The sequence below is a fragment of the Lentzea albidocapillata subsp. violacea genome (genome assembly GCF_900100275.1).
In the GTDB taxonomy this organism is placed as follows: Bacteria; Actinomycetota; Actinomycetes; order Mycobacteriales; family Pseudonocardiaceae; genus Lentzea; species Lentzea violacea.
In genome coordinates this window covers 127,253-140,623 of record NZ_FNET01000014.1, presented here as the reverse complement: position 1 = coordinate 140,623, position 13,371 = coordinate 127,253, and the positions used below count along the sequence as shown (strand labels likewise).

The following is a 13,371-nucleotide window of genomic DNA, read 5'->3' as shown; positions in this document are numbered from 1 at the left end:
ACGTGCACGACGAACGCGCTCTGCTGGAAGAACGACTCAACCGCACGCTGAAGGAACGCATCCGCCCGGCCGTCTACGGCGAGACCGCACCGCTGGAACTCGCCGTCTGGACCGTGCCGGACGAGCCCGTCCCGGTCGCCGAGGCACTGCGGGCCACCTACGAACCGGCCAACGTCGGTGACGACTGGGGCGCGCCGTGGAGCACGAGCTGGTTCCGGCTGACCGGCAGCGTCCCGGAGTCGTGGCAGGGCAGGCAGGTCGAGGTCGTGCTGGACCTCGGCTTCACCCACCCCGGCCCCGGCTTCCAGTCCGAAGGGCTCGCCTACAACGCTCAGGGCGAGCCGATCAAGGGCATCGAGCCGCGCAACACCTACCTGCCCGTCGACGGTCGCGAGGTCCTCTTCTACCTGGAGGCGGCGGGCAACCCGACGATCCTCGACTTCCACCCGTTCCTGCCGACCCCATTGGGCGACAAGGAAACGGCGGGCACCGAGCCGTTGTACAAGATCCTCAAAGCCGAGCTCGCGGTGTTCCAGCCGCAGGTGTGGCACCTGATGCTCGACATCGAGGTGCTCCAGTCGCTCATGAAGGAACTGCCGGAGCACGACCCGCGCCGGCACAAGGTCCTGCACGCGCTGGACCGGGCGATGGACGCGCTGGACCTCAACGAGGTGGCCGCGACCGCCGATCTCGCGCGGACCGAGCTGGCCGGCGTGCTGGCGTTGCCCGCCAACGCCTCCGCGCACAAGGTCTCCGCGATCGGGCACGCGCACATCGACTCCGCCTGGCTGTGGCCGTTGCGGGAGACCGTCCGCAAGTGCGCGCGCACGTTCTCGAACGTCACCAAGCTGATGGACGAGTACCCGGACTTCTACTTCGCGTGCTCGCAGGCCCAGCAGTACGCGTGGATGAAGGAGCACCACCCGCACGTCTGGGACCGCGTCCGCGAGAAGGTCCTCGCCGGGCAGTTCGTTCCGGTGGGCGGCATGTGGGTCGAGTCGGACACGAACATGCCCGGCGGCGAGGCGATGGCCCGCCAGCTCGTGCACGGCAAGCGCTTCTTCCTCGACAACTTCGGCATCGAGACCGAGGAGGTCTGGCTGCCGGACTCGTTCGGGTACAGCGCCGCACTCCCCCAGCTGATCAAGCTGTCGGGCTCGCGCTGGTTCCTCACCCAGAAGCTGTCGTGGAACCAGATCAACAAGTTCCCGCACCACACGTTCTGGTGGGAGGGCATCGACGGCACGCGGATCTTCACGCACTTCCCGCCCGTCGACACCTACAACTCGTCGCTGTCCGGCGAGGAGCTCGCCCGTGCCTCACGCCAGTTCGCCGAGCACGCCAAGGCTTCGCGGTCCCTGGTCCCGTTCGGCTACGGCGACGGCGGTGGCGGTCCCACGCGCGAGATGATGGAGACCGCGCACCGCGTCGCGAACCTCGAAGGCTCACCGACCGTTCGGGTGGAGCCGCCGCGCGAGTTCTTCCAGGCCGCGCAGGACGAGTACCCGGACGCGCCGGTGTGGGCGGGCGAGCTGTACCTGGAGAAACACCGCGCCACCTACACCACCCAGGCCAGGACCAAGCAGGGCAACCGCCGCAGCGAACACCTGCTGCGCGAGGCCGAGCACTGGTCCGTCGCGGCGGCCCTGGCCGGCCACGAGTACCCGTACGACGACCTCGACCGGTTGTGGAAGACCGTGCTGCTGCACCAGTTCCACGACATCCTGCCGGGCAGTTCGATCGCCTGGGTGCACCGCGAGGCCGAAGCCACCTACGCCCGCGTCGCGTCCGAACTGAAGGCCCTGACGGCGTCCGCGATCGACGCGCTGAAGGGCGACGGCGACGACGAGCTCACGTTCGACGTGCTCGGCGGCGACGCCCCTCGCGCGTTCGTCGCGCCCGTGGACGGCGTGCTGGACAACGGAAGGCTGCGCGTCACGATCGACGCCGACGGCATCGTGCTCTCGGTCCTCGACCTGGAGGAGGACCGCGAAGTCCTGCCGCCGCACGGTTTCGCGGGCATGCCGCAGCTGCACCGGGACAACCCGAACCAGTGGGACGCCTGGGACATCGACCCGTTCTACCGCAACTGGAAGGCCGACCTGGTCCCGTCCGAACGCGTCGACGCCGCCGACGGTGTGGTCGTCCGGGCGAAGTTCGGCAACTCGGTCCTCACTCAGACCATCCGGCTGCGCGAGGGCGCCAAGCAGCTCGACTTCGACACCGAGGTCGACTGGCAGGAACGGGAGAAGCTGCTCAAGATCGCGTTCCCGCTCGACCTGCGCGCCGAGGTCTCCACGGCGGAGACCCAGTTCGGCCACCTGCACCGCCCGGTGCACACGAACACCTCGTGGGAGGCGGCGAAGTTCGAGATCTGCGCCCACCGCTACCTGTACGTCGGCGAACCCGGCTACGGCGTCGCGGTGGTCAACGACTCGACCTACGGCCACGAGGTCACCCGCACCACCCGTGACGACGGCGGAACCACCACGACCGTGCGCCTGTCCCTGCTGCGCGCGCCGAGGTTCCCCGACCCCGAGACCGACCAGGGCGAGCACCGCTTCCGCTACGCCCTCGTGATCGGTGACCTACCGGCCGCCATCGACGCCGGGTACCGCATCAACCTGCCGCCACAGGCCGTCCGCGGGTCGAACGCGCCAGAACCGTTGGTGCGCACGGACAACCCCGCGGTCAGGGTCGAGGCCGTGAAGCTGGCCGACGACCGGTCGGGCGACGTGGTCGTCCGGCTCTACGAGGCGCACGGCGGCCGTGCGCGCGCCTCGATCAGCACTTCCTTTGAGCACCAGGGCGTCCAGGAGACCGACCTGCTCGAACGGCCCCTGGCCGACGCCACGGCAGAGGTGGTGCTGCGCCCGTTCCAAGTGATCACCCTGCGATTCACGCGGTGACGGCCACGCGGGACTAGGCCGAACGACGCAACTTCGGCGGGGTGGGCAACGAACACCCCGCCCGTTGCGATTAGAAGGCGGGGAACCTCCAGCCGCCAGGGCTCGGGGGTCTGGGGACTTGGGGGTAATTTCGCATGTCTTCGTGGAGAGCGATCGCGGTGGTCGCCGCTGTCGCGCTGGGAATGATCACACCCGGTGTCGCGCACGCGGCACCACCCGCCAACGACGACTTCGACGCGTCCACTCCGATCGCCGCGTTGCCGTTCGTCACGCAGGTCGACAGGACCGAGGCCACCAGGGCGCTCGACGACCCGGCCAACTGCGTGCAGAGGCCCGCCGAGGGGTCCGTCTGGTTCCACCGCACCGCCACCGAGGACGGCATCTTCCGCGTCAGCACGGACGGCAGCGACCTCGACGTCAAACTGACGGTGCTGAGCGGTACGCGCGGAGACCTGCGGTCCGTCGGGTGCTCCAGCCCCGGCACCCCGTTCAGCTTCCGGATGACCGCTGGTCAGACCTACTACTTCATGGCCTCCGACGGCTACAACGGCCGCGGCGCCACGCTGGCGCTCAGCCTGCAGCAGCTGACGCCCCCGGCCAACGACAACTTCGCCGACGCACAGCAGGTGACCTCGCTGCCGTTCAGCGCACCGCAGCCGGACTTCGCGACCGCGAGCGCAGAGCCGGACGAGCCGTGGACCCCGGCATGCCCCGGTGTCCGTGAAGGCACGCCGACCGTCTGGTACTCCTACACGCCGACCACCACGCAGTCGGTCCACGGCCAGGTGCTCAACAGCGGTCCCGTTCTCGGAGTCTACGAGGGCTCGTCGCTCTCCGGCCTGCGGACGCTCGGCTGCGTGAACCCCAGCTACAACAACGGCAAGGCGTTCCGGTTCGTCGCCGGCACGACGTACCGCCTGCAGTTGCAGTACAGCTTCTACTCGGCGAACACCGCGACGTTGCGGCTGTCGGAGGCGGCGCCGCTGCAGACGAGCCTGTCGCGTTCGTACGACGAGCGGTCGATCTTCGACAACATCACCCTCTCGGTCTACCACCAGAACCACTACGACCAGCCGGTCATGACGGAGTGGGACTTCGGTGACGGCACGGTCCTGCCGCCGAGCACCGACACGTCGAAGACGCACCGCTACAGTTCGGACGGCACCTACACCGTGACCGTCCGGTCGACGTCCGAGGACGGCCGCACGGCGACTTCCTCCACCCCCGTCGTGGTGAAGACGCACGACGTCGGGATCGCCAAGCTCGGCACACCCTCATCGGCACGGGCCGGCGAGCAGAAGGCGATCAACGTCCGCGTCTCGAACACCCGCTACCTGGAGAAGGGCACCACGGTCACGCTCTACAAGTGGGGCGAGTTCGGGTGGCAGTCGATCGGCAGTCTCTCGCTCGACGTGCCGGCGCACCCGACCCGCAAGGTGACCTTCCCGTTCTCCTACACCTTCACGGCGGAGGACGCGATCAGGGGCAAGCAGAACTTCCGCGCCACGGTCTCGCTGCCGTACCCGGCGCGGGACGCGCTGCCGCTCGACAACGAGGCGATCTCGACCGCCACGACTGTCCTGCCCGCCGCCACCGCCGGCTCCGCCACCGCGAACTGACCAGGGGGAGACATGTTCAGACGGGCAGGCCTGACCGCCATCGCACTCGCCGTCGCCGCGGTGTTCGCACCCGCGGTGGCCCACGCGGCACCGGCCGGTGACGACTTCGACTCCGCCACGGAGATCACCTCACTGCCGCTCAGCACGACCATCGACACCACCGGCTCCACCAAGGCCGACGACGACCCGAACCCCTGCTACTTCTGGGGCGAGGGCTCGGTCTGGCAGAAGTACACCGCGCCGAGCGACGGCCTGCTGCGGGTCTCGGCCCGCAGGGGCACCTGGGGCTCGATGCTCGCCGTCTACACAGGACAGCGCGGCGCGCTCGGCCTCGAACCGAACGCGTGCGTCCAGGACGGCAGTTACACGGTGCACGCCAAGGCAGGCACCACCTACTACTTCATGGTGGTCGACTACAGCGCGGACTACAGCGGCCCGCTGTCGTTCTCCCTGCGCCAGGCCGCGCCGGAACCCAACGACGCCATGGCATCGGCGACGGCGGTGACAGTGCCGAGCGACCAGCAGCCCGACCTCACGCTCGCCACGGCCGAACCGGGTGAGGCTCCGCCGAGCTGCGACACCACGGCGACCCGCTCGGTCTGGTACCGCTACACCCCCGCCCGTGCCAAGGTCGTCCAGGTGTCGGGCAACGTGATCAGCGTCCACCGTGCGGGCGAGACGGCCGAACTGGCGTGCGCGCAGCGGCACTCGAAGGTGCTGTTCGCCGCGGCCGCGAACGAGACCTACCTGATCAGGGCGGCCACGTCCCCGCACGTGACCGAGCGGGTCCCGGTCCTCCTGCGGACCGCTCCGGACATCTCGGCCGGCCTTTCTACCTGGCCGCAGACGCCGAACGTGCTGGAGGACACCACGTTCGGCGTGTCCGTGAGCGACGGAAACCACCTGCCGTTCACGAGCGCCACGATCGACCTCGGCGACGGCACGGTCCTGCGCTCGAACGGGGAGCAGGTCAAGCACCGGTTCACCAGGGACGGCGACTACCAGGTCACGGTCACCGCCTCGGTCGCCGACGGCCGCACTGCCACGACCACGCGCATGCTGGCGGTCAGGACGCACGACGTGTCGGTGGCCGGCCTGTCGGTCCCTGCCTCGGCTCGGGCGGGCCAGACCAAGCCGATCAACGTGTCCGTGGCGAACACCCGCAATGACGAGGACGTCACCGTCGTCCTCTACCGCGTGGGCGCCGCCGGCGAGCAGGAAAGGGAGATCGGCCGCCTCACCCAGCGCGTCCTGGCGTCGGCGCAGGGGCGGAGCGAGTTCCCGTTCGCTTACTCCTACCGCCAGGAGGACGCGGCGGCGGGCCAGGTGACGTTCCGGGTGCGTGCCGAGGTGGCCGGCTACGGCTGGCGTGGTGACGACAAGGGCGACGACAACGAGGCCCGTGCCACCACGACCTCGGTCCGTCCCGCCGCGGGCGGCAGTGCCCTGATCAACTGACCGGTGCTGCCTTCCGGCCCACGTCTGCGACCCGGCCGGGAAACGAGCGGAGCCCTCGCACCACGACCCTCAGGTCGTGATGCGAGGGCTCTCGCATGTGCGCCTCAGGCTTGGGTAAGGGTTCTCGCGGCGGCGCCTTAGGTGATCGTCCGATGTAAGGAGCCACCCCTCAGGAGCAATCTCATCGTTGTCAGCAAGCGAGAGAACGCACTGAGGAGTGAGTCAGATGGAGTGGACGCCCGAAGCGATCAAGGCGGAGATGGACTACCGGCAGGCAGCCCTGCGGGACGACGCCCGCCGGACCCGCGAGTACTACCTCCACGGCGGGAAGCCGCGTTCGTGGTGGCACCGCATGACACACCGCCACGAGCCTGAGGTTCCCGCCGGACAACAGGCTGCATGATGCCGGGGGTAGTCGTAGGGGGTGTAGTTCCTCTCGTCCAGGAACCACACCCCCTACGGCTCATGCTGTGACTAGGCCTTGGGCAGCCACGCCTTGATCTTGTCGGCGTTGGCGTCCGCCCACTTCTTGGCGGCGTCCTCGGGCTTCATCTTGTCCTCGGCGATGTACTTCGCCACGGTGTTCTGGTCCTCGTTGGTCCACTTGAAGTTCTTGACCAGCTGGGCGGCCGGGCCGTTGGCGTCGGCGAACTTCTTCGACACGATCTTGTCGAGGTCGTAGTCGGGGTAGTCGCAGGCGATCTTCTCGGCGTCGGCGTCACAGCCCGGCGTGTACGCGGGCAGCTTCACCTTCTCCAGCTTGACCTCGTTGAGCAGCCACTGCGGCGAGTAGAAGTAGCCGAGCACCCACTTCTTGTCCTTCTCGGCCTGGCGGAAGGCCTGGATCAGCGCGGTCTCGCTGCCACCGTAGACGACCTTGTAGTTGAGGTTCAGGTTCTTCACCAGAGCCTCGTCGTTCGTCACGAACGACGGGTCGCCGTCGAGCAGCTGGCCCTTGTCGCCGGACTCGGACGTCTTGAACTTGTCGGCGTACTTGTTGAGGTTGTTCCAGTCGAGGATGTCGGGGTGCTCCTTGGCGAGCCACGGCGGCACGTACCAGCCGATCTGCCCCTTCACGCCCGTGGACCCCGCGCTGACGGCGGTCTTCTGCTCGTCGATGTACTTCTTGCGCAGGTCGTCGTGGCCCCAGTTCTCCACCACGGCGTCGACCTCACCCGTGCCGAAGCCCTGCCAGGCCACCTCTTCCTTGAGCTCCTTCTTGGTGACCTTGCACTTGAGCTCCTTCTCGGCCACGTATGCGAGCACGGCCGCGTTCGCCTCGTAACCGACCCACGGATTGATCGCGAGGTTGAACGTGCCGCAGTCGCCGGTCGCACCCGTAGAGGTGTCACCGACCTTGGCGCCACCGCAACCAGCAAGGGCGAGTGCTCCCACGAGCACTGCTCCCAGCACGCTGTGCCTAGCCACTTTCCGAACCTCCTAGTTGGTCCACCGCTTGGCGGCCGCCTGGGTGAGGCGGTCGAGCATCACGCCCAGCACGACGATCGCGACACCGGCCGCGAGCCCCTTGCCGTACAACTGGCCCTGCGAGAACCCGGCCACCACGTCGTAGCCGAGCGCGCCGGCGCCGACGAGACCGCCGACGACGACCATCGAGAGCACGTAGATCAGGCCCTGGTTGGCGGCGAGGGTCAACGCGCCGCGCGCCATGGGCAGCTGCACCTTCACGATCGTCTGCCACGAGCTCGATCCCAGCGCCGTGGAAGCCTCGACGGTCGCGGGCGACACCGCGCGGATGCCGTCCGCGATGATCTTGATGGCCACCGGCGCCGCGAACACCACGGCCGCGATGATCGCGGTGAAGCGCGACGCGGAGAACAACGCCAGGAAGGGCACCAGGTAGACGAAGGCGGGCATCACCTGGGCGGCGTCGAGGACCGGCCGGATGAACCGGTCGGCGCGCCTGCTCCGTCCCATCCAGACTCCCACGACGATGCCCAGGGCCATCACCATGATCGTGGCGACCAGCGTGGACGCCAGCGTGATCATCGAGTCCTGCCAGAGGCCGGTCGCGATCAGCAGGCCGACGCACACGGCGGAGACGATCGCGGACCGCACGCCGCCGATCATGAACGACAGCGCGACGATCACCAGTGCCACCAGGAACCACGGCGACTCGGCCAGCAGCGCCTGCAGCGGGTTGATCAACGCGAGCGTGACGAAGTCCTTGAAGCCGTCCGTGATCACCGGCAGCGAGTCCTGTGCCCACTCCGTCACGGCGGTCGCGCCCTTGCTGATCGCGCTGCCTGCCCCCACGTCCGACTGGAACTCCGCCGCCCACAGGTAGGTGTAGGAGAGGTAGACGCAGACGCCGGTGATGCCCAGGCCGCCGAACAGCGCCCAGCGCGGGAGCGTGCGGCGCTCGCTCGCGGCGGCGGTCGTCACGCGGTCCAGCACGATCGCCAGCACCACGATCGCGAGGCCCGCGTTGAACGCCGTGCCGACGTCGAGGGTCTGCAACGCCTTCACGACGGTCTTGCCGAGGCCCGGCGCATCGATCAGCGCGGCGATCGTGACCATGGCCAGCGCGGCCATGATCGTCTGGTTGATGCCGAGCACGATGGTCTTGCGCGCGGACGGCAGCAGCACCTTGACCAGCGTCTGGTTCCGCGTCGCACCAAGCGATTCACTCGCCTCGACGGTGTTGCGCGGCACCGAGCGGATGGCGTGCGCGGTGATCCGGATCGCGGGCGGTGCCGCGTAGATCAGCGTCGCGATCGTCGCCGAGGCGGGGCCGATGAGGAAGAACAACGTCAGCGGTGCCAGGTAGACGAACGTCGGCATGGTCTGCATGAAGTCGAGCACCGGCGTGAGGATCCGGTTGGCCCGATCGGACAGTCCTGCCCAGATTCCCAGCGGAATGCCGACGAGCAACGAGATCACGACCGCGGCGAGGGTCAGTGAGAGCGTGTCCATGCTCTCCTGCCACAGGCCCTGCAGTCCGAGGAACACGAAACCCGCGACGGCGAGCAACGCGATCCGCCAGCCGGCCACCGCGAGGCTGACGAAGCCGGCGATCGCGACCACGCCGAGCCAGCCGATCACCGGCACGGGCCGGCCGAACGACGGCTGCGCGATCAGGGCCTGGATGAAGGTCACGAACTCGTCGATGACGAGCCGGATCTCGTTGAAGAAGTACAGGAACACCGGATTGGAGTTCCTGGACGCGCCGACCGCGTCGTTGACGTCGTTGATCCACCGGTGCAGCGGCGTGAGGTCGGCGGCACCGAGCGCGAGCGTCCCGACGTTGCGGAACACCATCCACAGCACCAGCCAGGCCAGCACGATGCCGGCGAAGATCAGCGATTTCCTGTACTGGAACACCCGAGGTAGCTGCCTGGGGGCGGCGACGGCGACCATGTCACGCCTCCCCGGCCACGACCCCGAGGATCTCCTCGTCCGCGACCACACCGAGCAACTCGCCGTTCTGCACGACCTTCACCGGCTTGTCCGCGCTCAGCACGCTGCGGACGGCTTCCCGCACAACGGTTTCCGGCGACAGCTCCGGCCCGTCGAGCTCGTCGTCGGGGCGCGGCGGACGCATGATCCACTTCAGCGTCAGCACGTGCGACTTGGGCACGTCCCGCACGAAGTCGCGCACGTAGTCGTCCGCGGGCGCGCCGACCAGTTCGTCGCCGGTGCCGACCTGCACGACCTGGCCGTCACGCATGATCAGGATGCGGTCGCCCAGCTTGAGCGCCTCGCTCAGGTCGTGGGTGATGAAGACCATCGTCTTGCCGACCTCGCGGTGCAGCCTGATGACCTCGGACTGCATGTCACGCCGGATCAGCGGGTCCAGCGCGGAGAACGGTTCGTCGAAGAACAGGACGTCGGGGTCGCCGGCGAGTGCGCGCGCGAGACCGACGCGTTGCTGCATACCGCCGGAGAGCTGGTCCGGATAGGACTTCTCGTTTCCGGACAGTCCGACGAGGTCGATCACCTCCTGTGACCGTTCTCCGCGTTTCGCGCGCGGTACCCCGCGGATTTCCAGGCCGTAACCGACGTTCTCGGCCACGGTCCGGTGCGGCAGCAGACCGAAGTGCTGGAACACCATGGAGAACTTGTTCCTGCGCAGGTCACGCAGGCGCTTCGGGTCCGCTTCGAGAATGTTCTCGCCTTCGAACATGATCGTGCCCGCGGTCGGTTCCACCAGCCGTGTGAGACAACGCACCAGTGTGGACTTACCCGAACCGGACAGTCCCATCACCACGAACATCTCACCGGGAGCGACGTCGAAGTCGACTCCTCGCACGGCGGCGACGGAACCTGTGCGTTCCATCAACTCCTGCCGCGACAACGCCTTGAGCTCGTCCGAGGCCACCAGTTGAGATGCGTTGGGACCAAACACCTTCCACAGGTCCCTGACCGAAATCACGGGATCCACGCCAAACCACTCCGACCTGTTGCGGACTACGCACACCGTTTCTCGATGCGCGACAGCATTGACCTTCACACGGATACGGTCAAGGGCTGATACAAATCAGATCCTTTGTGGACAACCAATCATCCCATGACTTGACTAGGTCTGATCGTTAGGGAAAAGCTGAACTGAGCGGTCTCCTGCATCGCTCTTCCCCCCGACGAGGAGCTGTTCGTGCAAGCCCCCAGAATCGCTCTGGCAATGACGTTCGTGTTGACAATTGCCGGTTGTGGCGGTGGATCAACCGCATCACCGCGCTCCAGTTCGGCAGCACCCACCGAACCCTGCGGCTCCATCACCATCGCGGTCAACCCGTGGGTCGGCTACGTGGCGAACGCGGCCGTGGTCGCGTACCTCGCCGAGAAGCGGCTCGGCTGCAAGGTGACGAAGAAGGAAGTCGACGAACAGACAGCCTGGCAGGGCCTCGACTCCGGCGAGATCGACGTGATCCTGGAGAACTGGGGTCACGAGGACCTGAAGCAGAAGTACATCGAGGAGAAGCGCTCCGCCGTGCGGGTCGGCCCGACCGGCAACAAGGGCGTGATCGGCTGGTACGTGCCGCCGTGGATGAAGAAGGAATTCCCGGACATCACGAACTGGCAGAACCTCAACAAGTACGCCGACAAGTTCAAGACCGCCCAGTCCGACGGCAAGGGGCAGGTGCTCGACGGCGACCCGTCGTTCGTCACGAACGACGAGGCCCTGGTCAAGAACCTGAACCTCAACTACAAGGTCGTCTACGCGGGCAGCGAGGAAGCGTCGATCAAGGCGTTCCGCCAGGCACAGGAGAAGAAGACGCCGCTCATCGGCTACTTCTTCGAACCGCAGTGGCTGCACCTCGACATCGAGCTCGTGAAGATCGAGCTGCCCGAGTACACGGCGGGCTGCGACGCGGACGCGGCCAAGGTCGCGTGCGACTACCCGCGCTACGAGCTCGACAAGATCGCTTCGAAGAAGTTCATGGACAAGGGCGGCCCCGCGGCCAGGCTCGTGCAGAACTTCCAGTGGAGCAACGACGAGCAGGACACGGTCGCGTCGTTCATCGCGAAGTACAAGATGTCGCCCGACGAGGCGGCGAAGCGGTGGGTCGAGGCGAACCCGGACCGGGCCGAGGACTGGCTGAAGAAGGCCAAGCCGTAACCAACGGCCTCAGTTCCGGCCGCGCGCCCACCACTTCTCGTCGGGCCCGGAGATGTCCTCGACGCTGAGTCTGCGCACGGACCCGGCGCGCCTGAGCCGGGCCACCAGCTGGTCCTGTCGTTGCGCGAGCCGGCGGTAGATCTCCACGGCGGAGGTCTCCTGCCGGCCGCCTCGTTCCTTCTGGGCCGGTCTTTCCTTATGGGTGCGTCTTTCGACGGTCCGCCAGTTCCCGAGGAACTCGAGCGTGAGGTCGGCGACGGCCTGCCCGGCGTGCGCGGTCAGCGTGTCGGCGGGCGTGGCGAACCGTCCCGCGTGGAACGCCAGGTTCCTGGTGACGTAGAGCCACTCCAGCAGCGCGGCGGCGGTGTCCTCCTGTTCGCGCAGCCAGCCCGCCAGTACCTTCGAGTCGGCGAGCCTGGCGCGCCACAGTTCCGTGAGGTCCTGCACGAGACCGCCCTCGCTCTCGGCGAGCGCGGTGATGGCCTTCTGGGCGGCTTCGAGCTGCGCGTCCGGGCGGTTGTGCTGGATGAGCACTTCCAGCCAGGCGTCCACCGACTTCAGGTGGTGCTTCACACCGGTGGTCGGCACGTGCGCGTCGAGCGGTTTGCGGAGATCCGTGTCGTGGTTGGTGACCACGACGTGCAGGCTGACCAGGTGCTGCCGCAGCATCTGCAGCGCACACGCCTTGGCCAGCCACGCGATCTTGCCCGGGTCGAGCCCGGTCGCCTCCAGCGCACTCCACGCGAGCCCGGCGCTGGCCATCGGCGCGTCGACCTGCCGCGCCAGGTTCGCCACCCGCATCGCGCTGCGCAGTTCCGCCGGCCAGTACGCGGTGAGCGGGTAGGCGTTGCCGACCGTGCGCTGGTGCTCGGTGCCGCGCGTGACCCGTCCGCCCGGTTCGCTGACCTGCCAGACCGGCGCGATGTTCAGTTCGGTGAGCCGCTCCCCCGCCGCGTACTGGTCGAGCACCTCACTGAGGATCCGGCGGCCCCTCAACGCGGCCGTGTGCACGTCCGCCGCCTCGACCGGCACCCGCACCAGCACCGACGACCCGTTGACGGCCTCCTTCAGGAAGTCGTCCTTCGGCAACCTGTTGCGGTGCAACGGTTCCTGCCGAGCCTGGGGCAACAGCTCGTCCAGGTGCCTGAGCACGCGCGCACCTCTCACCACGAACGCGACGACGTGCTTCTGCTTGCGGGGCCACAGCACGTCAGCGAGATCGCCGCGCTTCTTGAGCCACCGCAGCAGGTCCGCCCTGAGCTGCCTGCCGTCCCTGCCGTGCACCGCGACGACCACCGCGACCTCGGCGATCATCCTGGCGCGCAACGGAAGCTCGATTCCGTTCCACAGTGGAGTGATCCACTTCTGCACCGCACCGCGCAGCTTCCCGGGGTCGAGCCTGGCCGCGGCGCCGGCCGCCACCTGAGGATCGAACCTCTGACCGTCCGCGACGATGGCCGCGTCGACCTGCACCAGGACCCTGCGGGCCTTCGCGAGCTCCAGTCCGCCGCCGTGGGCGTAGGCGGGTTTGGCGGCGTCCATGCACGCGATCGAGGTGGCGATGATGCGCCGCAACAGGTTCCACCGAGGCTGGTCCTCGGTCGCGTGACTCTCCAACGCGGTCTGAGCCCGAGTGACGGCGAGGTATGCGCTGTTGAGCCCCGCCACGTGCTCACCGAGGTGCGCGTCGGGGTCGAGCGCACGCAGCACACCCTGTAGCAACGCCCGTTGCCCGCGATCGAGCCCGGCGTCGTCGAAAGCCTGCCGCAGCCGGGCGTCGAGGTACTGGTAGCGCACGTGACGC

General features: G+C 67.9%; 9 protein-coding genes. 5 read left to right on the top strand and 4 right to left on the bottom strand.

The features are described 5' to 3' along the window. The first annotated feature begins 2 nt into the window (after nt 1–2). From BLR21_RS28100 to BLR21_RS42770, 4 genes are all read left to right on the top strand, one after another. Nucleotides 3–2,909, top strand: a complete 2,907-nt coding sequence (locus BLR21_RS28100; RefSeq protein ID WP_090010326.1) for an alpha-mannosidase — start codon at nt 3–5, stop codon at nt 2,907–2,909. A 134-nt stretch (nt 2,910–3,043) separates the two neighbouring features. After that, nucleotides 3,044–4,528, top strand: a complete 1,485-nt coding sequence (locus BLR21_RS28095) for a PKD domain-containing protein (RefSeq protein ID WP_090010323.1) — start codon at nt 3,044–3,046, stop codon at nt 4,526–4,528. Nucleotides 4,529–4,540: 12 nt separating this feature from the next. Then, nucleotides 4,541–5,986 (top strand): PKD domain-containing protein, encoded by a 1,446-nt coding sequence (locus tag BLR21_RS28090; RefSeq protein ID WP_090010322.1) that lies wholly within the window; start codon nt 4,541–4,543, stop codon nt 5,984–5,986. 226 nt (nt 5,987–6,212) lie between these two features. Further along, on the top strand, nt 6,213–6,389 hold the full coding sequence (locus BLR21_RS42770; protein ID WP_176929824.1) for a hypothetical protein: 177 nt from the start codon (nt 6,213–6,215) through the stop codon (nt 6,387–6,389). A gap of 71 nt (nt 6,390–6,460) precedes the next feature. Here BLR21_RS42770 and BLR21_RS28080 read toward each other — a convergent pair whose 3' ends face one another. From BLR21_RS28080 to BLR21_RS28070, 3 genes are read right to left on the bottom strand one after another with little or no spacing between them, the layout of a single operon-like run. Further along, nucleotides 6,461–7,414, bottom strand: a complete 954-nt coding sequence (locus BLR21_RS28080; protein ID WP_218130978.1) for an ABC transporter substrate-binding protein — start codon at nt 7,412–7,414, stop codon at nt 6,461–6,463. 12 nt (nt 7,415–7,426) lie between these two features. Further along, the gene (locus BLR21_RS28075) at nt 7,427–9,367 is read right to left on the bottom strand and encodes an ABC transporter permease (RefSeq protein ID WP_090010316.1); all 1,941 of its coding nucleotides are present in this window, start codon (nt 9,365–9,367) and stop codon (nt 7,427–7,429) included. A 1-nt stretch (nt 9,368) separates the two neighbouring features. Next, nucleotides 9,369–10,328 carry a quaternary amine ABC transporter ATP-binding protein gene (locus BLR21_RS28070; RefSeq protein ID WP_218130977.1) on the bottom strand — a complete coding sequence of 320 codons (960 nt, stop codon included), beginning with the start codon at nt 10,326–10,328 and terminating at the stop codon, nt 9,369–9,371. Between the two features lie 300 nt (nt 10,329–10,628). Between BLR21_RS28070 and BLR21_RS28065 the strand changes: the two genes are divergently transcribed. Continuing rightward, nucleotides 10,629–11,567, top strand: coding sequence for an ABC transporter substrate-binding protein (locus tag BLR21_RS28065; protein WP_090010310.1), 939 nt, complete (start codon nt 10,629–10,631; stop codon nt 11,565–11,567). A gap of 9 nt (nt 11,568–11,576) precedes the next feature. Here BLR21_RS28065 and BLR21_RS28060 read toward each other — a convergent pair whose 3' ends face one another. Then, nucleotides 11,577–13,364: a hypothetical protein gene (locus tag BLR21_RS28060; RefSeq protein ID WP_143027895.1), complete on the bottom strand. Its 1,788-nt coding sequence runs from the start codon at nt 13,362–13,364 to the stop codon at nt 11,577–11,579. Between the last annotated feature and the right edge of the window lie 7 nt (nt 13,365–13,371).